The organism is Shewanella sp. Iso12 (assembly GCF_012030025.1).
Lineage (GTDB): Bacteria > Pseudomonadota > Gammaproteobacteria > Enterobacterales > Shewanellaceae > Shewanella > Shewanella algae.
Window position 1 is genome coordinate 158,930 of sequence record NZ_JAAUHW010000003.1, and the last position, 21,425, is coordinate 180,354.

At 55.2% G+C, this 21,425-nt stretch carries 28 protein-coding genes, 1 pseudogene and 1 riboswitch; of the genes and pseudogenes, 16 read left to right on the top strand and 13 right to left on the bottom strand.

All coding sequences use genetic code 11. The features are described from left to right. Positions 1 to 225: 225 nt before the first annotated feature. Complete coding sequence (locus tag HCX89_RS07385; RefSeq protein ID WP_093981786.1) at positions 226 to 1,875, bottom strand: electron transfer flavoprotein-ubiquinone oxidoreductase; 1,650 nt, start codon at positions 1,873 to 1,875, stop codon at positions 226 to 228. A gap of 232 nt (positions 1,876 to 2,107) precedes the next feature. Then, positions 2,108 to 2,243: riboswitch (molybdenum cofactor riboswitch) on the top strand. Here HCX89_RS07385 and moaA point away from each other — a divergent pair. The 14 genes and pseudogenes from moaA (at position 2,231) to HCX89_RS07455 (ending at position 11,249) form a co-directional block, all read left to right on the top strand. After that, positions 2,231 to 3,211 (top strand): GTP 3',8-cyclase MoaA, encoded by a 981-nt coding sequence (gene moaA, locus HCX89_RS07390; RefSeq protein WP_028780719.1) that lies wholly within the window; start codon positions 2,231 to 2,233, stop codon positions 3,209 to 3,211. It overlaps the preceding riboswitch by 13 nt. A gap of 109 nt (positions 3,212 to 3,320) precedes the next feature. Continuing rightward, positions 3,321 to 3,470: pseudogene (locus tag HCX89_RS07395) on the top strand (molybdenum cofactor biosynthesis protein); the annotation flags it as partial. Next, positions 3,463 to 3,939 (top strand): cyclic pyranopterin monophosphate synthase MoaC, encoded by a 477-nt coding sequence (moaC, locus tag HCX89_RS07400; RefSeq protein ID WP_025889198.1) that lies wholly within the window; start codon positions 3,463 to 3,465, stop codon positions 3,937 to 3,939. The pseudogene HCX89_RS07395 and the gene moaC, both read left to right, overlap by 8 nt. 4 nt (positions 3,940 to 3,943) lie before the next feature. Continuing rightward, positions 3,944 to 4,192 (top strand): molybdopterin synthase sulfur carrier subunit, encoded by a 249-nt coding sequence (gene moaD / locus HCX89_RS07405; protein WP_025889200.1) that lies wholly within the window; start codon positions 3,944 to 3,946, stop codon positions 4,190 to 4,192. A 1-nt stretch (position 4,193) separates the two neighbouring features. Further along, positions 4,194 to 4,652 carry a molybdopterin synthase catalytic subunit MoaE gene (gene moaE, locus HCX89_RS07410; RefSeq protein WP_025889201.1) on the top strand — a complete coding sequence of 153 codons (459 nt, stop codon included), beginning with the start codon at positions 4,194 to 4,196 and terminating at the stop codon, positions 4,650 to 4,652. Between the two features lie 12 nt (positions 4,653 to 4,664). Then, on the top strand, positions 4,665 to 5,465 hold the full coding sequence (gene modA / locus HCX89_RS07415; protein WP_144168202.1) for a molybdate ABC transporter substrate-binding protein: 801 nt from the start codon (positions 4,665 to 4,667) through the stop codon (positions 5,463 to 5,465). Next, a complete protein-coding gene (gene modB, locus HCX89_RS07420) occupies positions 5,466 to 6,131 on the top strand; it encodes a molybdate ABC transporter permease subunit (RefSeq protein ID WP_144190812.1) in 666 nt (221 codons plus the stop codon). It begins immediately after the preceding gene. Continuing rightward, the gene (locus HCX89_RS07425) at positions 6,128 to 7,222 is read left to right on the top strand and encodes an ABC transporter ATP-binding protein (protein ID WP_167715536.1); all 1,095 of its coding nucleotides are present in this window, start codon (positions 6,128 to 6,130) and stop codon (positions 7,220 to 7,222) included. The genes modB and HCX89_RS07425 overlap by 4 nt, the downstream gene beginning before the upstream one ends. Positions 7,223 to 7,345: 123 nt before the next feature. Further along, positions 7,346 to 7,708, top strand: coding sequence for a YgiW/YdeI family stress tolerance OB fold protein (locus HCX89_RS07430; RefSeq protein WP_144131323.1), 363 nt, complete (start codon positions 7,346 to 7,348; stop codon positions 7,706 to 7,708). Between the two features lie 55 nt (positions 7,709 to 7,763). Further along, complete coding sequence (locus tag HCX89_RS07435) at positions 7,764 to 8,285, top strand: PepSY domain-containing protein (RefSeq protein ID WP_025009188.1); 522 nt, start codon at positions 7,764 to 7,766, stop codon at positions 8,283 to 8,285. A 2-nt stretch (positions 8,286 to 8,287) separates the two neighbouring features. Next, entirely contained in the window at positions 8,288 to 8,965 is a 678-nt protein-coding gene (locus tag HCX89_RS07440; protein WP_025009189.1) for a response regulator transcription factor, read from the top strand. A gap of 49 nt (positions 8,966 to 9,014) precedes the next feature. Further along, the gene (locus tag HCX89_RS07445) at positions 9,015 to 10,277 is read left to right on the top strand and encodes a HAMP domain-containing sensor histidine kinase (RefSeq protein ID WP_025889207.1); all 1,263 of its coding nucleotides are present in this window, start codon (positions 9,015 to 9,017) and stop codon (positions 10,275 to 10,277) included. Positions 10,278 to 10,280: 3 nt separating this feature from the next. After that, positions 10,281 to 10,961: a TIGR01621 family pseudouridine synthase gene (locus tag HCX89_RS07450; RefSeq protein WP_115389470.1), complete on the top strand. Its 681-nt coding sequence runs from the start codon at positions 10,281 to 10,283 to the stop codon at positions 10,959 to 10,961. Positions 10,962 to 11,081: 120 nt separating this feature from the next. Further along, entirely contained in the window at positions 11,082 to 11,249 is a 168-nt protein-coding gene (locus tag HCX89_RS07455; RefSeq protein ID WP_025009192.1) for a YqaE/Pmp3 family membrane protein, read from the top strand. Positions 11,250 to 11,300: 51 nt separating this feature from the next. On the opposite strand, the gene HCX89_RS07460 is transcribed toward HCX89_RS07455, so the two are convergent. Together HCX89_RS07460 and HCX89_RS07465 are read right to left on the bottom strand one after the other, a co-directional pair. Then, positions 11,301 to 11,735: a hypothetical protein gene (locus HCX89_RS07460; protein ID WP_147289679.1), complete on the bottom strand. Its 435-nt coding sequence runs from the start codon at positions 11,733 to 11,735 to the stop codon at positions 11,301 to 11,303. Between the two features lie 113 nt (positions 11,736 to 11,848). Beyond that, positions 11,849 to 12,505 (bottom strand): FMN-dependent NADH-azoreductase, encoded by a 657-nt coding sequence (locus tag HCX89_RS07465; RefSeq protein WP_071237341.1) that lies wholly within the window; start codon positions 12,503 to 12,505, stop codon positions 11,849 to 11,851. 108 nt (positions 12,506 to 12,613) lie between these two features. On the opposite strand from HCX89_RS07465, the gene HCX89_RS07470 reads away from it, so the two are divergent. Then, a complete protein-coding gene (locus HCX89_RS07470) occupies positions 12,614 to 13,498 on the top strand; it encodes a LysR substrate-binding domain-containing protein (protein WP_167715538.1) in 885 nt (294 codons plus the stop codon). Here the strand turns inward: HCX89_RS07470 and HCX89_RS07475 are convergent. The 9 genes from HCX89_RS07475 to HCX89_RS07515 form a co-directional block, all read right to left on the bottom strand. Next, positions 13,467 to 13,976 (bottom strand): M23 family metallopeptidase, encoded by a 510-nt coding sequence (locus tag HCX89_RS07475; RefSeq protein WP_107110842.1) that lies wholly within the window; start codon positions 13,974 to 13,976, stop codon positions 13,467 to 13,469. The two genes, HCX89_RS07470 and HCX89_RS07475, sit on opposite strands and share 32 nt — an antisense overlap. Before the next feature lie 2 nt (positions 13,977 to 13,978). Next, on the bottom strand, positions 13,979 to 14,221 hold the full coding sequence (locus tag HCX89_RS07480; protein ID WP_025889214.1) for a hypothetical protein: 243 nt from the start codon (positions 14,219 to 14,221) through the stop codon (positions 13,979 to 13,981). A gap of 60 nt (positions 14,222 to 14,281) precedes the next feature. Next, positions 14,282 to 14,764, bottom strand: a complete 483-nt coding sequence (locus tag HCX89_RS07485; protein ID WP_167715540.1) for an N-acetyltransferase — start codon at positions 14,762 to 14,764, stop codon at positions 14,282 to 14,284. Then, complete coding sequence (locus HCX89_RS07490) at positions 14,764 to 15,360, bottom strand: hypothetical protein (RefSeq protein ID WP_167715542.1); 597 nt, start codon at positions 15,358 to 15,360, stop codon at positions 14,764 to 14,766. The genes HCX89_RS07485 and HCX89_RS07490 overlap by 1 nt, the downstream gene beginning before the upstream one ends. After that, on the bottom strand, positions 15,357 to 16,283 hold the full coding sequence (locus HCX89_RS07495) for an alpha/beta hydrolase (protein WP_167715544.1): 927 nt from the start codon (positions 16,281 to 16,283) through the stop codon (positions 15,357 to 15,359). The genes HCX89_RS07490 and HCX89_RS07495 overlap by 4 nt, the downstream gene beginning before the upstream one ends. Before the next feature lie 79 nt (positions 16,284 to 16,362). Continuing rightward, the gene (locus tag HCX89_RS07500) at positions 16,363 to 16,596 is read right to left on the bottom strand and encodes a hypothetical protein (protein ID WP_025009199.1); all 234 of its coding nucleotides are present in this window, start codon (positions 16,594 to 16,596) and stop codon (positions 16,363 to 16,365) included. Between the two features lie 26 nt (positions 16,597 to 16,622). Continuing rightward, a complete protein-coding gene (locus HCX89_RS07505) occupies positions 16,623 to 17,018 on the bottom strand; it encodes a VOC family protein (protein ID WP_101059588.1) in 396 nt (131 codons plus the stop codon). 27 nt (positions 17,019 to 17,045) lie between these two features. Continuing rightward, positions 17,046 to 17,852: a hypothetical protein gene (locus HCX89_RS07510; protein ID WP_167715547.1), complete on the bottom strand. Its 807-nt coding sequence runs from the start codon at positions 17,850 to 17,852 to the stop codon at positions 17,046 to 17,048. Between the two features lie 3 nt (positions 17,853 to 17,855). Next, positions 17,856 to 18,515, bottom strand: a complete 660-nt coding sequence (locus HCX89_RS07515) for a Bax inhibitor-1 family protein (RefSeq protein WP_025009202.1) — start codon at positions 18,513 to 18,515, stop codon at positions 17,856 to 17,858. A gap of 271 nt (positions 18,516 to 18,786) precedes the next feature. Between HCX89_RS07515 and HCX89_RS07520 the strand changes: the two genes are divergently transcribed. Then, positions 18,787 to 20,616 (top strand): LamG-like jellyroll fold domain-containing protein, encoded by a 1,830-nt coding sequence (locus HCX89_RS07520; protein ID WP_167715549.1) that lies wholly within the window; start codon positions 18,787 to 18,789, stop codon positions 20,614 to 20,616. A 52-nt stretch (positions 20,617 to 20,668) separates the two neighbouring features. Here HCX89_RS07520 and moeB read toward each other — a convergent pair whose 3' ends face one another. Continuing rightward, positions 20,669 to 21,421 (bottom strand): molybdopterin-synthase adenylyltransferase MoeB, encoded by a 753-nt coding sequence (moeB, locus tag HCX89_RS07525; RefSeq protein WP_044735484.1) that lies wholly within the window; start codon positions 21,419 to 21,421, stop codon positions 20,669 to 20,671. Positions 21,422 to 21,425 lie beyond the last annotated feature (4 nt).

Sequence of the window (21,425 nt, forward strand, 5' to 3'; positions counted from 1 at the left end):
AATTAGCCGGCGTTGGTTACGGCCGCGAGCTAACACAGTGGCAGGGACTTTCCCTTAAGTCTTTGTAGAGTATAGGCATGCCAGCTGTTTTATGGGGCTGGATCTTATTGTAGAACCGGGATTATGACTAAAAATTGCCCTTGCTTCAATAGAGCCTAATGTTGCGTTCGGTAAATAAAAAAACGCGCCCTATAAAGACGCGTTTTTGTGGTTTAGGTTAATCAATTACATGTTGGGATAGTTGGGACCACCGCCTCCTTCGGGCGTCACCCAGGTAATGTTCTGGCTGGGGTCCTTGATGTCACAGGTCTTGCAGTGAATGCAGTTCTGGCTGTTGATCACAAACTTGGGTTGCCCCTCGTCTTCAACCACCTCATAGACACCCGCAGGGCAGTAACGCTGCGCCGGTTCATCGTATTTCACCAGGTTGACCGCAATAGGGATGTTGGCATCTTTCAAACGCAGATGGCAGGGCTGATCTTCCTCGTGGAAGGTATTGGAAAGATACACTGAAGAGAGCTTGTCGAAGCTAAGCTTGCCATCCGGCTTGGGGTAGTCAATCTTGCTGTAGGCGCTGGCTTCACCCATCTGGGCATAGTCGGGATGCTCATCTCTCAGGGTCACAGGGAACTTGCCGCCAAACCAGTTTTGATCGATATAGTTAAAGGCTCCACCCAGGAAAGTGCCGAACTTGTGCATGGCCGGGCCGAAGTTACGCGAGCGGTAAAGCTCATCAAAGAGCCAGCTCTGTTCCAGCCGTTCCTGGAAGCAGTCGAGATCTTTTCCGCCTTCAACCCCGGCGATAAGGCCTTCGGCCAGAGTCTCGGCCGCCAGCATACCGCTCTTGATGGCGGTGTGGGTACCCTTGATCTTGGCGAAGTTGAGTGTCCCGGCATCACAACCTATTACCAGACCGCCTGGGAAGCTCATCTTGGGCAGAGAGTTGAGACCCCCCTTGGTGATGGCGCGGGCACCATAGCTCAAACGCTCGCCGCCGCTTAAGGTCTTGGCGATGACAGGGTGGGTCTTGTAACGCTGAAATTCATCGAAGGGGCTCAGATGCGGGTTCTTGTAGTTGAGGTCGATGATCAGCCCCACGGCAACCTGGTTGTCTTCCATGTGGTAGAGGAAACCACCACCGCTGGCGCCTTCCAACAGCGGCCAGCCGCCACTGTGAACCACTTTACCTTGTTGGTGTTGCTCGGCAGGGATCTTCCAAATCTCTTTGAAGCCTATGCCGTAGTGCTGTGGTGTCTTGCCGTTATCCAGGTGGAATTTTTCTATCAGTTGCTTGCCCAGATGGCCGCGGCAGCCTTCGGCAAACACAGTATATTTGGCGTGTAGCTCCATGCCCGGCATGTAGCTGTCTTTGGGCTGGCCATCGGCGCCTATGCCCATGTCGCCAATCAGTATTCCCTTGACGCTGCCATCTTCATTGAACAACAGCTCGCTGGCGGCGAAACCGGGGAATATCTCCACTCCCAGGCCTTCGGCTTGCTCGGCCATCCAGCGGCAGAGATTACCGACGCTGATAATATAGTTGCCATGGTTGTGCATGGTCTTGGGTACCAGACTGTTGGGCAGATGTTTGGCATCTTCGGCCGACTTGAGCAGATAGATTTCATCTTCTGTAACCTGGGTATGCAGGGGCGCTCCCAACTCTTTCCAGTCACCGAAGAGTTCTTCCAATACGCTGGGTTCAAAGACGGCGCCGGAGAGAATATGCGCGCCAACTTCAGAGCCTTTTTCGACCACACAGACACTGATCTCTTTGCCGCTGTCTTTGGAGATCTGCATCAAACGGCAAGCCGTAGCCAGTCCGGCGGGGCCTGCACCGACGATAACAACATCGAATTCCATTGATTCGCGTTCCATCATGTCACCTCTATCCTTCAAAGTCCCCCGATGTAAACGGGTGTTTTATTTTTATCCAGCTCCAACCTTACCTGAAAATCCATCCAGGGCACAGTATTTGATCGGAAAGCGGCACAGGGATTCGATGAAATTTCTGAGTGAGACCTGTCACAAAAAGTCCACGCAGATTTGAGCCAAGTCGGGAAATACATTTTTAGGGGTATGGTTCGCCCCCCTTTTCGTCCTATAATTGGCGCAGACGGTTCTCCGAGCTTTTGGTCCTACGTCAGTGAAGATATGGTCCTTTAGCCGTGGCAATTTTGCCACCGGGGTGAGCAAAGAAATGCCCTCACCTCCCTGACTTGGAAAGGTGATCATGTCCCAGTTACAAGACAATTTTGGTCGAAGATTTCACTATTTGCGGATGTCAGTCACTGACGTCTGTAACTTCAAATGCAGTTATTGCCTACCGGATGGTTATCGCCCGGAGGGCAAGCCCTCTTTTCTGACGCTCAGCGAGATTGAGAATCTGGTTGCCGCCTTCGCCAAAGTAGGTACCCGCAAAGTGCGGATCACAGGTGGCGAGCCTACGCTGCGCAAAGACTTTACCGATATCATCCGTGCAGTTGCCGATAACAGCGAAATTCACACTATCGCCACTACCACCAATGGTTATAGGCTCGAGAAGCACGCCAAAGAGTGGTACGACGCCGGGCTGAGGCGGATTAACGTGTCTGTGGACAGCCTGGACCCCAGGATGTTTTATCAGATCACCGGCGAGAACAAGTTCGATGAGGTCATGCGCGGTATCGATGCGGCGCTGGAAGCCGGCTTTGAGCGGGTCAAGATCAACGCCGTGCTGCTCAAGGATCTCAACGACAAGGATCTGCCGCGTTTCCTGCATTGGATCAAACATACCCCCATAGATCTGCGTTTCATCGAGCTGATGGAAACCGGGTTGGGTCACGACTATTTCAAGGCGCATCACCTGGCCGGAGCCGATATCAAGGCCAGACTCGAGGCCGAAGGTTGGCAGTATGATCAGCCCGCGGCCGAAGATGGCCCGGCGCAAAACTTCAGCCATCCTGATTATCGTGGCCGTATCGGGCTCATCATGCCTTATGCCAAAAACTTCTGCGCCAGCTGCAACAGGTTGCGGGTTTCTGCCAAGGGTAAGCTGCACCTGTGTCTGTTCACCGAACATGGTGTCGATCTTCGGGATCTGCTTCAGAGTCCTGAACAGCAGGATGAGTTGATTGCCCGTTTGCATCAGCAGTTGCAGCAGAAGAAAGAGACTCACTATCTGCACCAAGGTATTACCGGTGTGACCCAACACCTGGCCTCTATCGGCGGTTGAGGGTGGCCGCTCGTTTGGGCGTCAGATACTATCATCGCCATCTCGGTAGCATTCAGCAGCAGGAACTGACATGGGACATTGCAGTCATACCCATTTTGAGCCTTTGAATATCGCCAATCAAACGGCGCTGTTTTGTCTGCCCGCTTCCACCGGCGCATGCCGTACGGCCTGGAACAAGATCCTCAAAGAGCAGCCGGATGCCCGGCACCGGCCCTGTAACTTCGTATCCCATTTGAAAAAGGTTGCTATAGATGACTAATGCCTTTACCCATATCAATGCCGATGGCAACGCCCATATGGTGGATGTGACCGAAAAGTCGATCACCGAGCGCGAAGCCCGTGCCGAGGCCTATATTGAGATGTCTGCCGAGACGCTGCAGATGATCATGAGTGGCAGCCACCATAAGGGCGATGTGTTCGCCACCGCCAGAATCGCCGGCATTATGGCAGCGAAGAAAACCTCAGAGCTGATCCCTTTGTGCCACCCCTTGATGCTGACCAAGGTCGAGGTGGATCTACAGGCCGAGCCGGAGCAAAACCGGGTCAGGATCACCAGCCTGTGTAAGCTGGCTGGCAAAACCGGGGTTGAAATGGAAGCCCTGACGGCGGCCTCGGTTGCGGCACTGACTATTTACGATATGTGTAAAGCGGTGCAGAAGGATATGGTGATTACCCAGGTAAGACTGCTGGAAAAACGCGGCGGTAAATCCGGTCATTTTAAGGTGTAACGATATGATTAAAGTGCTGTTTTTTGCTCAAGTACGCGAATTATTGGGAACGGCTGCCATTGAAGTTGAGAGCCAGCCGGGTTTGACGGCCGAGGCGCTGCGTGCCCAATTGGCGGCCACAGACGACAAGTGGGCCAGAGTGATGGCGTCCGACAAACTGCTGGTGGCCGTCAACCAAACCCTCAGTCCCTGGCATACAGAGATCAAAGCGGGTGACGAGGTGGCCTTCTTCCCACCGGTAACCGGAGGTTGAGATGCAAAGCGATCGTATTTTGGTACAAACCGCCGACTTCGATGTCCCGGCCGAATATGCCCGCATCGCCGCCGACAACAGCGACGGCGCCGTGGTGACCTTTGTCGGCAAGGTGCGCGACTTCAACGATGGCAGCGCGGTTACCGACCTGACGCTGGAACACTATCCCGGGATGACAGAAGCCGTTTTGGGGCAAATTGCCACTCAAGCCCGTGAGCGTTGGCCGCTGAATCAGCTGACCATAATTCACCGGGTTGGCACTATGCATTTGGGCGAACAGATAGTATTTATCGGTGTCAGCAGTGCCCACCGCAAGGCGGCGTTTGCGGCTTGTGAGTTTCTCATCGATTTCCTCAAGACCAAGGCGCCATTCTGGAAACTGGAAGCCGGTGAGAGTGGCCAACACTGGGTTGAGGCCCGCGATGCCGACGAGCAGGCCGCCAAGGCCTGGGAAAAGTAACCGGAGCGTGTGATGGTGCTATTGGAGCGATTGCTGAATTCGACGACCAAGGCCGTGCTGACCGCACTGGCGCTGCTTGGTCTGTGTCTGCCGGCTGCGGCGGCGCAAAGCGTTCATGTGGCTGCGGCGGCCAATATCAAGTTTGCCCTGGATGATATTGCCGAGCGTTATCAGCAACAGACAGGACGCCAACTCAAGATCTCCTACGGCTCGTCCGGTAACTTTGTGGCGCAGATAAAACATGGTGCGCCGTTCGAGCTGTTTCTCTCGGCCGACGAGCGTTATGTTGACGCGCTGGCTGACGCCGGCATCACCCGTGACAAGGGGGTGGTCTACGCTTACGGGCGCTTGGCGCTGGTGGCTCCCAAGAATTCACCGCTGAAATTGGATCAAGAGTTACAGGGGCTGCAACAAGCTCTGGCCGCCGGGCAGATCAAGCGCTTTGCCATCGCCAACCCGGATCATGCTCCCTATGGCGAACGCGCCCGTGCGCTGCTCAAGCAAAAGGGCCTGTGGCAGGAGTTGCAGGCCAACCTCATCTATGGCGAAAACGTTTCCCAGGCGGCGCAGTTTGCCTTGAGTGGTTCGACTCAGGGCGGCATAGTTGCCCTGTCGCTGGCAGTGGCGCCGCAGTTTCAGGCGAGGGGTCACTATCTGGCGTTGCCGGTAGACTCCCATGCCCCGCTGACCCAGCGCATGGTACTGCTTGAGAAAGCCAGCGACGATGCCAAAGCCTTTTATGACTATCTGCAGGGGCAGGAAGCGCGACAAGTGTTCAGCGCCTATGGCTTTGCCTTGCCCGAGGGAGGCTGAATGGATTGGCAGTCGCTGTGGCTCTCGGTCAAACTGGCTGCCATCAGTGTCTTGGTGCTCTTGCCGCTTGCCATCTTGTTGAGCCGCTTGCTGGCCTATTGTGAGTTTCACGGTAAGTCCTGGGTAGAGGCGCTGATCATGGTGCCCCTGGTGTTGCCGCCCACGGTTATAGGCTATTACCTCTTGGTAGGGCTTGGCAGTGAAAGCTGGCTTGGCCAATGGCTGCAGCAAACCCTGGGAGTGCAGCTGGTATTTCATTTCTCCGGCCTGGTGGTCGCCTCGGTACTGGTCAATATTCCCTTTGCGGTGCAGCCTATTCAAAGAGCCTTTGAAGCTATTCCTCAGGATGTGCGCGATGCCTGCGCCTGTTGTGGCATGAGTCGCACCAAACAGCTGTTCAAGGTGGAGTTGCCCTTGGTGTGGCCGGGGATTTTGACGGCCCTGGTGTTGTGTTTCTCCCATGTGCTCGGCGAGTTTGGTGTCGTCTTGATGATGGGGGGCTCCATCGCGGGAGAGACCAAGACGATTTCCATCGCCATCTACGACAGTGTCCAGGCGTTTGACTTTGCCTCTGCTGGTACTATGTCGCTGGTACTCTTGCTATTTGCCATCACCACATTGGCATTGACCACAGGGCTGTCGCGGCGGCTCGGGAGATTGAAATGACCCCGACAGATCTGCATGTCAGCGTCCATCAAACCAAGGGGATTCCACTGCAGGCCGACTTTGTTTGCCGTGCCGGTGAAGTCCTGGCTGTGGTGGGGCCCTCCGGTGGCGGCAAGACTACGCTGCTGAGGATGATTGCCGGTCTCAATAAGCCGCAATCCGGCAGCATATGCTATGGTGATAAACCCTGGTTTTCCGAGACGGTGAACCTGAGCCCGCAGCAACGCCATCTGGGGTTTGTGCCGCAACATTTTGGCCTGTTTCCCAACCTGAGTGCGGTCGACAATGTAATCGCAGGGCTGGATCATCTGCCCAAGGCCGAACGCCGGGCCAGGGCGTTGGATTGGCTGGAGCGGGTCAATCTGCACGGTTTGCCGGATCGTTTGCCGGAGCAGTTGTCCGGTGGCCAGAGACAGAGGGTGGCGCTGGCCAGAGCGTTGGCGCGTGAGCCTTCGGTATTGCTGCTGGATGAACCTTTTTCCGCGGTCGATCGCGAGACCCGTGAGCGCCTGTATCTGGAGCTGGCGCGGCTCAAGTCGCAGTTGCATATTCCGGTGATCATGGTGACCCATGACCTCAACGAAGCCTTGTTGCTGGCCGACCGCATGGTGCTTATCAGTCAAGGGCAGTTGCTGCAGCAGGGTGTGCCCCATGAAGTGTTGGCTAAACCCCGCAACGAGGCGGTTGCCCGGCAGATGGGCCTGAGAAACCTGTTTGATTCCGAAGTGGTGGCCCTGGAGCTGGAGCGGCAACTCACCTGGCTCAAGTTTGGCGAGCAACTGATTGCCTGTGACTATGACGCGCGCCTGAATCCGGGAGACAAGGTGCGCTGGGTGGTGCCCAATCAAGGCGTCAGATTTAACTCCATCAGCCGTGGCCGCCTGTGCCGCAGCTTCAATAAACTCAATGTCAGGCTCGAATCCCTGCTGGTAATGGGTGAATCTGTGCGCCTGCTGGCGGCAATCGAAGGCGTGGATCAGACTCTCAGCGCCGAAGTGCCGTTACATCTGGCGCGCAAGTTGGAGCTGGTTGCCGGTATGCAGACAGAAGTCGCGCTCAAATCCGAACAAATTCATATCCTCGAGCGCTGACAAAGGCTGCGTTTTTGTGCCTGTTGTTAACTAGATGATCAAAACTTAATCTTGCTTCCATCCTGGCTTCAAGCGCGGAAATCTATACTGCAGCCATTGAAACAACCACAGGAGTGAAACAAGATGCAAAAGTTAACTTATTTATTGGTATTATCCTCATTCTGCAGTGCCGCTGCTCTGGCTGCTTATACCGGTCCAGGAGCCGAAAATCGGGTTAGTACAGCGTCTCAGGTCGAGCAGGCCAACGATGACACCCAGGTGGAGCTGACAGGTTATCTGGTGAAGAGCCTGGGCGACGAAACTTACCTGTTCCGTGATGATTCCGGAGAGGTTAAAGTCGAAATCGACCATGACCTTTGGCGGAATATCAATGCCGATGTGAAAGAAAGCACTCTGGTGAAACTGACCGGTGAGGTCGACAAGGAGTGGAACGGCAAGGAAGTTGAAATTGAAAGTATCACTCTAGTTGGTGAAACTGCAAAATGAACCATGGCTTGTATGAGTGGCTGGCCTTCAGTGCCAGCGCTCGGATGGAGGCAAAATGAGACGTTTATTGGCGGGGCTGGTACTGTTTTCTTCGGTGGCAGTCGCGGCTCCCTCGCTGCTGGAATTGTTGAATGATAATGAACGCATTCAACCCATAGAGCTGATGCAGCGCATTGAGTCCCAGTTTCCCGGGGTGATCGTCGAGTTTGAAACCGATGTGGAAAATGGGGTCTTGGTCTATGAAATTGACCTGATAAACCCGGATGATCGTACTACCACAGAGCTGGATATACTCGCCAGCAACGGCGAGGTACTCAAGCGCAAAGTCGAACGCCTCGAGGCAGACGATATGGCCGAGTTGGCTGTGGTCAAACTCCTGGTCAAGAAGCAGCTCAGCTTTTCCCAACTGGTGGAAATGGCAATGCAAAACAGCAATGCTCATCTGCTGGAAGCCCAACTGGATAAAGATCTGGGGATTGCCTACCTGGAGCTGAAAGTAATGGATGAACGAGGCAAGCATAAGCTGGCGTTTGATATCGAAAAACAGCGGCCATTGCCTCTACTGAAATGGGACTGACAATGAAGATACTACTGGTCGAAGATGACGCAACCACACAGGACTATATCGTCAAAGGCTTTCTGGAGCAGGGACACAATATTGAAACTGCTGCCGATGGTCATCAGGGTTTGCTGTTGGCGACCAGTAGTCAGTATGACTTGGTAATTCTGGATCGCATGTTACCCGGGCTCGACGGCCTCAAGGTGCTGGCGGCGCTCCGGGCCACCGGCAATCAGACCCCAGTACTGATCCTCTCGGCGCTCAGCCATGTCGACGAGAGGGTCAAGGGACTGCGCGCCGGCGGCGATGACTATATGACCAAGCCGTTTGCCTTCTCCGAGCTGCTGGTGCGGGCCGAGAAGCTGATGCTGCGCGGCCAGTCACAGCCGGCCAAGACAGATCTCAAGGTGGGTCTGCTGGAGATGGAGCTGCTGACCCGTAAAGTGACTCTGGACGGCACTGAACTGATGTTGCAGCCCAAGGAGTTCCAGCTGCTCAAGTACCTGATGGAACATGCCAACCAGGTGATCAGCCGCACCCTGCTGTTTGAAGCCGTATGGGACTACCACTTTGATCCCAGAACCAATGTTATTGATGTGCATATCGCCAAGTTGAGACGCAAGTTTGAAGAGCTGGGTCACGGCGAGCTGATTGAAACCATAAGAGGGGCTGGTTATCGTCTCCGCCAAAGCCATTAAGCCTTACCAGAGCAGCGTATGGCGTATCACAATCTTCTTCTCTGTGCTGGTGACTCTGATCATCGGCGCCTTGCTGTTTGCCCTCTATCAACAGCTGGTGACAGAGCAGCAGTCTCAGGTTGAGAAACACCTGGCGTCGGAGGCGCAGCGCTATCAACAGCTGGCCTTGAGTGTGGATCAGCGCAGTTTTGCGGCACAAATTCGCGCCGCCGATCCGCAAACCGCACTTATAGCCTGGCAGGGTAGCCCGGATATGGTGGGGGCGCTGACCTTCATGCCCGACAATATGCCGCTGCTACCCAGAACCCGCGATTTCCCCATTCTCACCGGTGGCCCGGATAAGCTGCATATTCTCACAGGCGGCGTGGTGATGACCCGCTATGGCCCTGTGCTGATCGCTACCCGTACCGACCACCTGGCGACGCTGATCGAGAAGTTTCTCAGCGCAGCGGCTACCGCCGTGATGCTGACCGTGGTATTGACCTTGGCCATGGGATACCTGTTCTCCAAGGCGCTTCTCAGGCGTTTGGTGCAATACAACCGCTTGAGTGAACGCATAGAGCGAGGTTATTACAACACCCGCCTGCCGGTGAGTCGCAACAGTGATGAATTCGACATGCTGGCGCGCCAGTTCAACCGGGTGCTGGATACCCTGGAGCACAACCTGACGGCAGTGCGCGGGGTGACAGACAATATTGCCCATGACCTGCGCACGCCTTTGTCGCACCTGCGGATAGGACTGGAGCAGTTGCCGCAATATCCGGCGGAAGAGATCCCGGAGCGCAGTGCGATTCTTATTGAAAAGCTGGATCACTGCCTGGCGACCTTCAACGCCATGCTGTCGCTGACCCGCATTGAAGAAGGGCAGCAAAAACTGGAGCTGGAAAGTTTCAGCTTGCAGCAGATGTGCACCGATCTGCTGGATATGGCCGACGTGCTGGCCGAGGCAGAAGGCCAGCAGCTCAAGCTGGAAACCAGTGAGGACTGCCATATCACAGGTGACAAACACCTCTTGTTCCAGGCGCTGTTCAACCTGGTCGACAACGCCATTCGCTATGCGGGCGAGGGGGCCTGTATCACCATCTCGCAGCAAGCCAACCAGGTCATCATCAGCGACAATGGTCCCGGGATCCCGGAGGCGGAGCGTGAGCGGGTCTTTGAGCGCTTGGTGCGGCTGGATCCCAGCCGCCATCAGCAGGGTACCGGCTTGGGGCTTTCCATGGTCAAGGCGATTCTATCGCGACACAACGCCAGTATTTCGCTGGAAGATAACCATCCAGGTCTCAGAGTCAGAGTGACATTTCAGGTTTAACCCATGTATTCAGTGATAGCCACAGAGCCCGACTTTATCCTGCTGGACAAGCGTCCTGGGGTTCATTTTCACAGCCAGCACGGTGAGGCAGGTTTGGTGGCCAGTGCCGAGCAGGAGCTGGGCTGCAAGCTCTATCCCGTGCATAGACTCGATACCTTGACCTCCGGCCTATTGCTGCTGGCCCGTTCATCCGAGGCGGCAGCTGAATTTACCCGTATGTTCAGTGAACACAAGGTGCAGAAATATTATTTGGCATTGGCCAAGGGCAAACCGGGCAAAAAGCAGGGTTGGATCATAGGTGATATGGCCAAGTCCCGCCGCAGTCAGTATAAGCTGCTGCGTTCCACCGACAACCCGGCCGTTACCCAGTTCTTTTCCTGGTCGGTTGCCGAAGGGCTGCGCCTGTATCTGCTCAAACCCCACAGCGGCAAGACCCATCAGTTGAGGGTGGCACTTTCCAGTCTGGGGGTGCCTATTCTGGGGGATACTCTCTATGGTGGCAGCGCTGTTGATGCCGACCGTGGTTACCTGCATGCCTATGCGCTGGAGTTTGAATGGCGCGGGCAAACCCTTAGATACCTGAGCTTGCCATCTCAGGGCGACGCCTTTCTGCGGCCGGGAGTGTTGAGTCAGATGCAAGCGTTAGCGGAACCTTGGACTTTGGACTGGCCCAAGCGCAAATGAATTCCGGCGTGGTCGAAACGTCGGCTGGCTTCGAGGCAAAGGTAAAAAAGGTTGCAAGCCGGGCGTCATGCTGCCAAGTTAAATGGGTTGCCCCTTTAATTCCTCGCCAGGAGTCATACCATGGATACCAACAAACTCTTGCTCGTCATCATCGCTATTTTACTGCCGCCGGTGGCGGTATTTCTCAAAGCGGGTGCCGGTAAAGACCTGCTGATCAATATCATTCTTTGTCTGTTCTTCTGGTTCCCCGGGCTGCTGCATGCGCTCTGGGTAGTGACCAAGAACTGATATCAACAACCGGCTTCAAGTGTAGAGAACTTGGCGGTAAAGTGGCCGCAGTTACTGAGCGGCCACGATTCTGCCAAGCAGGTTAAAATGCCTGATGCTTGTGCCTTCCTGGCTCTGATTACCGAACAGCTTTAGCCACTTGTCCTGTGGCAGCCTGACTTGACTCTGACTGCTGTAGTGGCTGCTGTTGTGATGAAAGTCGGCGGTATAGTTAAGCTGCCAGACACCGCTCTCTATCGCCTGGAGTTGGTAACTCAAGCTGAACTCCTTATCTGTGACCCTGCCAGCATCTTCATCAGGCAACAGGGTCACTGTCAGTGACCGTGATTTGGCCAGGAACTCCCGGCTGAGTTCCTGTGTTTCCAAAGGAGCTGCACACTGGCAATAACGCAGCTCGAGTTGCAGCGGTTGTGCGTCCTTGGCCAGTGCCATGCCGCTTGCCAACAGGGCCAGCAAGCCAATCATAGGGTTAAGTATCCGCGGCATCTTCAATTCTCCCTCCAAATCATCTTTTGCCCTTGCAATAGAGGTGGGCTTTCAAGACGGGAGAGCCTAGCATCTTCGCCGGTCGATGAAAGGTTATTTACACTTATGAATGGCTAGAGCATTTGGGCCAACTCTGTCAGCGAGGCTCCGGCTGCTGCGACGGAAGCCTGATGGCGCTCGTCGGCAAACTCCTGATATTCGCTGCGCACTTCATAAAACTGCTCCACCCCCAGATAGTGGCTCAGGGTCTTGATATGGGGACCCAGGTGATTCATTCCGGCGCGGATCCCCTCTTCGCCAAAGCCAAACTCGCCGCAGGAGTAAACCAAAACCAGTTTTTTGCCGCTGAGTATCGGCCGCAGCGGAAAATCGCCGCGCTTTAAGTCGAAGCTGAATGTGCGGTTGATGCGTATGACCTGATCAAACCAGGCCTTGAGTGCCGCCGGCATGCCATAGTTGTACATGGGCGTTGAGATCAGAATGATATCGGCCCGCTGCAGCTCGTCGATAAGGCAGTCCGACAGTGCCAGCAGCCGTTGCTGCTCTGTACTTTGGTGTGCCTCCGGGGTGAATACGGCGGCAATCCAATCTTGGGTGATGGCCGGTGGTGCTTGGTCACCCAGATCTCGATAGATGAATTCTGATAGGTTATTTTGGGCTTGCCAGTGATCGCAGAATAGCTGCGCCAACGACTTGGAAATCGAATTATAGCTGGGTTTGTCATTGTCGGTTCTTCTCGCGCTGGCATCGATTCTTAAAAGAGTTTTCATCACTTTCTCCGTTTGTTTGCTCTGGGCATAACTATCTGGAATACCGCTCGAGTTGACAAAGGTTCATTTCTCACTTATAGATGAGTAAAATTCACTTATTTGATCGCAATGTTTGCCCATTTACCCACACTGAATAACTTGAGAGTGTTCGAAGCCGCCGCCAGGCATCTGAGCTTCAAGCTGGCTGCGGAGGAGTTGAGCCTGACTCCGACCGCGGTTTCCCATCAGATAAGAAATCTCGAGACTCAGCTGGACACCCGACTGTTTATCCGCCAGACCCGGGCGGTATCACTGACACCGGCCGGAGCCGAGTTGGCAGAATCCTGCCGCCAGGCCTTGCTCGGCATAGCCCAGGGGATTGAACGTTTGGGAGTGACACCAAATCAGCTGAGAGTTTCCACCACCCATGGTTTTGCCGCCCTATGGCTGGCGCAGCGATTGCCGGACTTTCAGCAGCGTTTCCCCGATATTCGGGTGTCGGTCAGCAGCGATGAGGGGCTGCAGCCTAGCGACCCTCTGGGTGAGACAGATCTCTGTATACGCTATGGCAAAGCGGCAGAAGGCGAAGAGGTGTTGTTCAGTGAGACGTTCGGCATTTACGCCAGTCCCGGTTATCTCAAGAGCAAGCAACCTCAGGTGACGCTGTTGCAGACCCGCTGGCAGAACCCGGCTCTCGACGGGCTCGATTGGCAGCAATGGCAACAGACCTATCACGAGTTCAAAGGTGCCAGATTGCTGGAGTTTACCCAGGAGGATCACCTCATGCAGGCAGCTCTGGCCGGTGAAGGCCTGGCACTTGCCAGTTCTGTGCTGGTGGCCTCTTTGGTGGAGCGGGGTTGGTTGAAACCTTGCTTGCCGGGCAAGGTGTTGCCTGGGCTCAGTTATCGGCTGCTGCCGACCTCCGGCCGGGAGGAGAGCCACAGAGTCAGGGTGTTTCTCGAATGGCTCAGGCAGCAGGCACTCAGCGGGGCGCCAGATAAGTCACAGGATTGAGATAAAACGCCTTCTTGTATCCCTGGGGCGCATCATCTATCAACCAAGGCATGGGCATGAGGCTGACTATGCTGTAGTGCAGATGGGGCGGCTTGCCTTTGGCATTGCCCGAGTCGCCGACAGTGCCCAGTTTGCTGCCCTGAGGTAGATAAAAACCGTTCGGCTCCAGGCTGTCCAGATGGGCGAAATAATGCAACTTCCAGCCTGGCCCCAAGGCCAGCACCACCTTGCCGCCGAGACGCCACTCCCCTTGATAGAGGCGCAGCATGGGCGTCGGGGCCTGCACTTGAGTGCCGCGGGCGGCGAAGATGTCTATGCCCTTGTGTACCCCTGAGGTGCCCCAGGGGTAATACCAGAAACTGTCTTTATGCCAGTCTTTGGCGCTGGCCTGGTTAACCGGCACCTGTGGGTTTTCCGGGATCAGGGCACCGGCAAAGATCAGCAGTAGCAGCAGGATAAAGCCATAACGTTTCTTCATGGTCAGAGATCACGCTGTTGTTGGGCCAACTCTATGATGGCACTGATAGCTGCGCGGGCCTGGGGACTATTGTGCCAGCAGCTCGAGCCCATCAACTGGGCTATGGCGCGGGTGACATCGCTAGCGGATTCATCGGCCAGCTGCGACAGCTGACTGAATCCCAGCTGCTCGAGTCGACCAACGACTGTGGCTCCTACCCCCTTGAGATCGCACATCTGCTGTTTTTCCCGGTCACTGAAGGCCATGGCAACTCTCCTTGTAAATGGTTGTCCCTGGAATAATTCCACTGGATGTTTTTTCTTAGGTTAGGTCTCTGCCAGTGGACAAGCCAACAGCAGCAGATCCAGACAGAGAATACCGTTTTCCACTATCGGCTCAGGGTAAGCGGCAAAGAAGTCCGGAACAATACCTTTGATACGAAAACCGCACTTCTGATAGAGGCCAAGCTGCGCCAGGCTGGAGTTGCCCGTGGCTATCCAAAGGCTATCCAGTCCCTTTTCCCGGCTCAGCGTCTGACACTGTTGCAATAGCCATTTACCTATTCCCTGGCCTTGGTGATCCGGATGAACGGCGAGGTTTTTTACCTCAGCCTGAATCTGTGTGGACGCCGGCGTTAGTTGCAGCAGTGCCAGCCCAAGCAGACGGTCTTCAGTATCCAGGGCTCTGAGCAGCAGACAGTCTCTCAGGTAAGCCTGCACGGCTTCGCGGCTTGGGTCGGCCAGCAAGAGTAAGGCCCACTCAGGCTCAGTGAGTGTGATGTCTGCGGTATTTGCCAGCTCCAGTTTCATTATATTTGCTCCGCAGCCAGTTCCGGCTCGCCGTTGTGCCAGTGACTGTATTCTTCCCAGCGCAGCGCCAGCTCGCCATCACCCAGTTTGGGAATGCCGCTGCGCCTAAGCCACTGCCAATATGGTCCCCAGAGGTAGTCTTGCCAAAAGGCCAGAGAGCCCTGGAGGCCACCCAGGGTATCGGGATCCAGTTCGGGAAAGCTCTCCCAAGGCATGGGCGGAGTCGGTGCCAGCTGCTGGACTTGTGCCAGAAGCTCGCTGTGATCAGATTGCAGACACAGAAGGTAACCACCAAAGTCGGCGGTCAGTTGCAGATAGAGCTTTATCGGTGCCTGAAACTCGGTCTCGAAGTTATCGCCCTGACACTGCAACTGCTGCGCCAGCACTAGATAGTCAGGCAGGCCTTCTCCCAGCTGTTCTATCTCCATGCCATGTCGTTGTAAATAGCGGCGTAGCAGGTCAAGCAGAGCCGGCACCTGATGCCGGCTTATCAGGCAGGAAAGCGCACCTCCATCGAAAGGACGGCTGATGGATTTTACTTGGGGGTAGCCGTCAGCCAGCGCTTGCCACTGAGTCACATCCAAGCTGCTTGTCATGCCGCTTCTTCACTGTCTCGACGCAGAATGGCCGCCAGTTGGGCCAGACACTCGCGCGCGGCCGAGCTGATATCGGCCAATTGGAAGAAACCATGGATCACGCCCTGAAAGCGGCAGGCTCGAGCATCGACACCGGCGGCTACCAGCTTGCGATACAGGGCTTCTCCCTCATCCCGCAGCGGATCAAATTCGGCGGTAATAATGTGAGTCTGACACAAGCCCTGAAAATCCTCCCGATACAGGGGGCTGATTTCAGGATGGTTGGCGTCGACACCAGAACCTTGCTGATAGGCTTCAAAACCGCTGAGCAAGGCATCGCGGGTGATAATAAAGTCGTCGCCGTTGCTGCGGTAGCTCGCCATGGCAGCGGTGGCATCCAACATGGGGTAGATAAGCAACTGCCGTTTCGGCTGCCAGCCCAGTTGTTTCAGGCGCAGGCAGGTGACCAGCGCCAGATGACCGCCGGCACTGTCGCCGCCCAGGGTGACGCTATCCGGATCCAGCTGTAGCTGCGCCGCCTGGGCCAGTATAGCTTGGGTGGCCTTGAGCGCATCGTTGTGTGCTGCCGGATAGCAGTGTTCCGGTGCCAAGCGGTAGTCGACGGCAATAACCTGGGCTTTGCCATGACAGGCCAGATAGCTGAGCTGCTGCTCGTGAGTCACAAAGCTTCCGGCCACAAAGCAGCCGCCATGGAAGTAGATAAGCGTGGGCCAAGGCCCCGGGGTGTCAGGCAGGTAACGTCGCAGGCGAATGCCTTCCAGATCCAGCTCCTGGGTGCAAACCTCGGCGGCGGGGCCCGCCAGCACCACACTGGCTTCATAGCCCTGACGTCGTTCATTCAGTGGCTGCAGACGCGCGTTGGGACGACCGGCTGCAATAAACTCATCCACCAGTCGTTGTATTCCTGTTTCCAATCCCGTCATGGCGGGAACCTCCTGTGAAAACCTGTTATGAGCTCAGAGGCGATCCTGTTGCTCGGATACGATATTCTGCACCTGATCATTACTCAGAGTGACTGTTAGCCCCTATGCTGCCTTGCAATCGGTAACTCCATACTTCTACTGTCTTACCGGCGGTGGCTTTGCCGCTGTCGACACCAAGTGTCTGGGTGTATTTATCCATGGGGGAGCGAGCAAGTTCAAGTAGCTTTATGCGGCTCATGCCGCAATACAGCAGTTTTCCGTCCTTGAGACGAAAACTATCGCAGGCAGAGCCAACAAACACAGGGAGAGGCATAAGAGTAATTTCTTCATTTCAAATACCTACTGGGGTTGATGGCATACGGCTTCGACATTGTTGCCATCGGGATCCAACACAAAGGCACCGAAGTAGTGTGCGTGGTAATGAGGCCTCAGCCCAGGCTGACCATTGCACTGACCGCCATGTTCAAGTGCCAGCTGATAAAACCGGCTGACGGCATCGCGGTCGGCGGCAGTGAAGGCAATATGCCGCGGCGTATGGGGCGTCTTGGTTTCAATGATCCAAAACACGGGTTTGTTGTCCGGTCCGAAGGCGCACATACGCTGGCTGGGAAACTCGCTGTTCCACTCGGCCACCAGTTCCATCACCAAGGGGTAACCCAAGGCGCTTAGTGTTTCGAGATAGAAGTCGCGTGTCCTGGGGTAATCTGTGGCATAGCTGCTGAGGTGATCTATCATCGGCATCCTTCCTTTGATTGTCATGGTTCAGTGCACCGGCACGAAGAGTTCGTCTGTGATGGTTAGTTTATCTTGCTGCAAGCGGTAGACAGAGTCGAGCATAAAAACAGCACTGCCTTGCCAGCAGAATCCGCCACTTCCCGAAATGCGTAGTTGCTTATCGCGGCCCAGAGCCAGAGTAGAGAAGCCGCAAAAATCGCCACTGCCAAGCTTGCCGTCGGCAAAGGCCAGTTTGTGGTGTTCAGTGGCGGTTATCAGTTCGACATAGGGCGGTATCTGATCGCCGGCGTCAAACTCGGTTTCCGCTTGCCCCGGAAACAGCCGTAAGCAGGCCTGGCCCATCAGCCAGCTTGAGGGAATAGCCAGCGCATCCGCAGCACCTGCGATTGGGCAAGTTTGTTGACTGAAACTGCCGAGCTTTTGCTCTCTGTTGCTCTTACAGTTGGCGGCGTTGTATTGCAGGGCCGCCAACACGGATTCACCCCCGAGGCGATAAAAGTGGTTGCCCCAATTGAGCTCTTCATATTCGGCCAGAGCTATGCACTCGTTGAGTTGACCACTGCGGGACAGACCCAGCAAGAGATCGCTTATCAGCCAGTAGTAGCGGCGAACATCTTCGATGGCCGGCTCGGTTGCACCTTTGATTTGGGGGAACAACTCATAGCCACATTCTTGATGAAAGGCAGCGAGCGCTGCCGTTGCCTGTTGATACTCACCTTTGGCATAACCTTGCTGGAAATCACTCCTGGCCTTGGCCAGAGCCTGAGAGCTGCACTCGGCAGCGCTCAGAGAGTAACAAGCCATGGGGAGCAGCAACAGCAAGAGTAAACGCATGGGTTAATTCCTTCTTCCCAGAATGCTCAGGATCCGCAGGAATAGGTTGATGATATCCATATAAAGCGCCGCGGCGCTGTCGATGGCGTTGTCGACCGTCTTTTCCTTGGCGTTGGCCTGGCCCCAGTCATAGCCAATGTAGCCACAGAAGATCAATACCACTATCCAGTCGAGAATGCCGTGATGGGTCTTGAAGATAAACAGCTCCACCAGTTCGACAATGATCACCAATAGCAGGGCTATGGTCAGGGCGCCGGCTATGCGGGCAAAGAAGGCGGGAAACAGGGTACCCAGTATCATCATTGCCAGAGTCACGATAGTCGTTATCCGCAGCGCCTCCAACACCAGCGTCGGGTCATAGCCGCTGACGACCAGGTTAATTATCAGACCGAAGGGAACAACAACCAGGTTGTAACCGAGAAAGCTGACCGCAGGCTTGTCCGATGACTGGAACAGATAGATACCCGCCATACAGCAGCCAAAGTAGCCGATAAAGAACAACCAGATTGGAATAGTGGCGATGATTTCGGGGTCGATATTCAGCACCATCAGATAGTTGACCACAAAACCCCAGATCAGGGTCAGGCCGATGACCAGGTTGTATTTGCCGGCACTGATTTGGCCCTTATCGGTGCCGTAGTTGCGTCGCAGGCTGTTGTCCATAGCGGGAAATTTCCTTTTTGCAGATTTCAGGCGAGATTAAAGCGCCACACGATATAGAAAAACACCAAGCTCAACAAGGCGCTATCGCCCAAAACCCTGTGCGACATCTTCCAACCATCAAGCGCTTGTTGTGACCGAGACTTATGTTGGCCGTCTGTGTGTTTTGATAATGATTTGTAACTTAATGATTTTGAAATAAAAGTGCTTATTTTGCTTCATCTGTCCTTGTTTAAATCCAGACTTTCTTACTAGCCTGAACTGGAGAGATATCATGCGACACTCAATTGGAGCACTGGTTCTGGGTGCAGTGCTTGGCCTGACGGGGTGTAACTCAGACAACGACAATGGCACTCAAGCCGCAGCCGAGAGTTACACTCTGGTGGTCATGCCCGATACCCAAAAGTACTCCCGCTATAATCCCGAGCGCTACAACGCTCAAACTCAGTGGATTGCCGATAACTATAAGCAACAAAATATCGTCTTCACGGCGCATCAGGGGGATGTGGTCGACCTGCCTGACTCTGAGCAGGAATGGCTCAATGCCCGCGCGGCCATGAGTATTCTGGAGGCTAATCCAGCCACCCCATACAGCATATTGGCGGGCAACCATGATGTGCTGGCTTACCGTCAGTCCGGGGTCGATATCAATAGCAACTTCGACAGCGACAGGACCTTGGCGGCAGAGCCTTTCCTCAAGCATTTCCCGGCGTCTTTGCAGCAAAACAACTTTGCCAGTTTCCAGGGGACAGATGCCACCGGCTTCAACAGTTATCACCTCTTCAAGGGCGGTGAGCGCGAGTATCTGTTGCTGGCGCTCGACTGGCGTACCTCGGCAGCCAGCATAGCCTGGGCACAGTCGGTATTGGATGCCCACCCGGAAACACCGACCATACTCACCACCCATCAGCTGTTGAATGTGGCCGATGATGGCAATAGCGCCATATTTACCGACAATGGTGCCATGCTGTGGGACAAGTTGATCAAAGACAACGACCAGATCTTCCTCACCTTTAACGGCCATCACCATGGTGAGGCCAAGATGGTGGCCAAGAACCGCTATGGCCGCGATGTGGTCATGATCTTGGTGGACTATCAATCGGGATTCTGGGGTGGCAACGGTATGCTGCAACTGGTGAGTTTCGATGAAGCCAATAAGCGGTTGCAGTTTCGTTCATTCTCACCTTGGGTTGCGGCCATCCCGGAGGCAGAGAGGCAGCCGCAGGATGTGTTGCAACGCTGGGAGTTTGAACAGCCCCTGGACTTTGAAAAGCGTTTTGCCAAGCTGAATCAGGAAGTGGAAACCGAAGGCCCGGGTAAGCTTGAAGGAACACTCGCCTACTGGACATTCGATGCCGAGCATAAGTTAACCAGTACAGATCCGACCAAGGTGCAGTTTATGGATCTTTCCGGGCGCGGCAATACCTTGAGCCTCAAGGCCAAGGCAGGCAGCAGTGGCACTCAGGAGCAATTGTTTGAACTGCTCGGTGAAGCTCCTGGCTTCGGCCACGCCACTGGGGCGGCTCGTTTCAAGGGCGGCAACACCCAGGGCGGCTATTACCTCTCCAGCCAGGCACCGACGCTGGTTTCTGCCGATGGCCAGGCGGGTGTTCTGCCGCAGTACACCATAGAGATGATAGTGCGTCTGGCACCAGAGTGGCAGGCATCGGAAAATGCCTGGGGCGCCGTCTTTGCCCATAAACCCAGCCAGAGCCAGGTGTGTGAACACCATAAGCTGGATTGTGGCGGCGGCGATCCTTCGCTGGCGTTGACCGCCTCCAGTCTCAAGGAGTTCCAGTGGATCTCCACCTCCAGCAATCGCGTGGGGCCCAGCAACTGGTCATGGGAAGTGGACAGGGATTATTGGTATCACGTGGCCATAGTCAACGACGGCCAATACGCCACCATGTATGTGGACAACTCCAGGGTAATGCGTACCGCCGAAGCCGAGCAGCATGGGCTGGTGAGTATTCCCGGCGGCGAATGGATGGTAGGCGCCTCCAGTTGGGACGGTGAGGTGGCCGATCTGTTCCGCGGTGATATTGCCGAGATCCGGATTGTCGACAGGGTATTGCCTGAGTCTGACTGGCTTAACGCCAAGTAAAAAATGCTGAAAATCAAAGAGGCTGCCCAGGCAGCCTCTTGTTATTGCAGCCTCAACCGCAGACGGGGCAGTTGGGGATCTGCGGCAGCTTCATCTCGCGAAACTCCATGGTCATGGCATCGACCATCAGCAAACGACCATAGAGCGGCTTACCAATACCACTTATCACCTTGATGGCTTCCACCGCTTGCAGGCAGCCCATCATACCGACGACCGGCGCCAGAATACCCGACTCGACACAGCTGAGTTGCTGCTCGCCGAACAGGCTGCTGAAACAGTGATAGCAAGGCATCTGTTGCTGATAACCGAAGACGGAGATCACCCCTTCCATACGGATGGCGGCAGCGGACACCAAGGGCACCTTATGCCGAAAACAGCTGCGATTGAGCTGTTCGCGCACCGCAACATTGTCGGTGCAGTCCAGCACCAGATGGTGCTCGGCAACCAGTTGATCCAATTCGGGATCATCCAACACCCCATTGATGGTTTCTATCTGCACATGGGGATTGAGTGCACTCAGGCTTTCTTTGGCCGATTCCACTTTGGGCTGGCCTATATTGCCGTCCTGGTGCAGTACCTGGCGCTGCAGGTTGGACAGTTCGACAGTATCGAAGTCCACCAGGGTCAACTTGCCGACCCCGGCAACCGTCAGATACTGACCGGCAGCACAGCCTAGGCCACCGGCACCTATCATCAGCACTTTGGCCTGTTTGAGCTTCTCCTGGCCTTCAATGTCCATCGCCTTGATGGAGATCTGCCGACTGTAGCGCAGCATCTCGGCATCTGTGAGTATCTCGTCGCTCATATCG